Origin of the sequence: Vibrio sp. B4-6, assembly GCF_963888245.1 — a bacterium.
GTDB lineage: Bacteria > Pseudomonadota > Gammaproteobacteria > Enterobacterales > Vibrionaceae > Vibrio > Vibrio anguillarum.
On record NZ_CAWPIM010000065.1, the window covers coordinates 1 to 553 of the forward strand.

General features: G+C 44.7%; 2 tRNA genes and 1 rRNA gene. All 3 read left to right on the top strand.

Annotated elements, in window-relative coordinates:
• Window positions 1–69, top strand: a 16S ribosomal RNA gene (locus AACV20_RS14205); the annotation flags it as partial.
• A gap of 65 nt (window positions 70–134) precedes the next feature.
• Window positions 135–211: transfer RNA gene (locus AACV20_RS14210), tRNA-Ile, on the top strand.
• Between the two features lie 44 nt (window positions 212–255).
• Window positions 256–331 (top strand) — tRNA-Ala (locus tag AACV20_RS14215).
• Window positions 332–553: the final 222 nt, after the last annotated feature.

Below are 553 nucleotides of genomic sequence, written 5' to 3' on the forward strand. Positions count from 1 at the left end.
TGGTTCATGACTGGGGTGAAGTCGTAACAAGGTAGCGCTAGGGGAACCTGGCGCTGGATCACCTCCTTATACGAAGATTACACTGATGAGTGTCCACACAGATTGATGGTTTATACAGTTTAAGAGACGATGCTGGGTCTGTAGCTCAGGTGGTTAGAGCGTTCGCCTGATAAGCGAGAGGTCGGTGGTTCAAGTCCACTCAGACCCACCAATTCTTCCTCCCAGAAGATTGGCACACAGTATCACACACCTGATGGGGTTATAGCTCAGCTGGGAGAGCGCCTGCCTTGCACGCAGGAGGTCTGCGGTTCGATCCCGCATAGCTCCACCATCTTTAAGCGCACTAGTAATAGTGTTTTTAAAAATGGTTTTCATTAGAAAATCGTGCTCTTTAACAATTTGGAAAGCTGACTGATAACAACGAATGTGTTTGTTGTTATCAAATAAAAGTTCTCAACATCAATGCGTTTAACGTATTGATACCAAACACATTCAAGTGTTCTTGGGAAAGCTTACTTCGGTAAGTTTTCAAAATTGAGTCCGGCAAAATCAA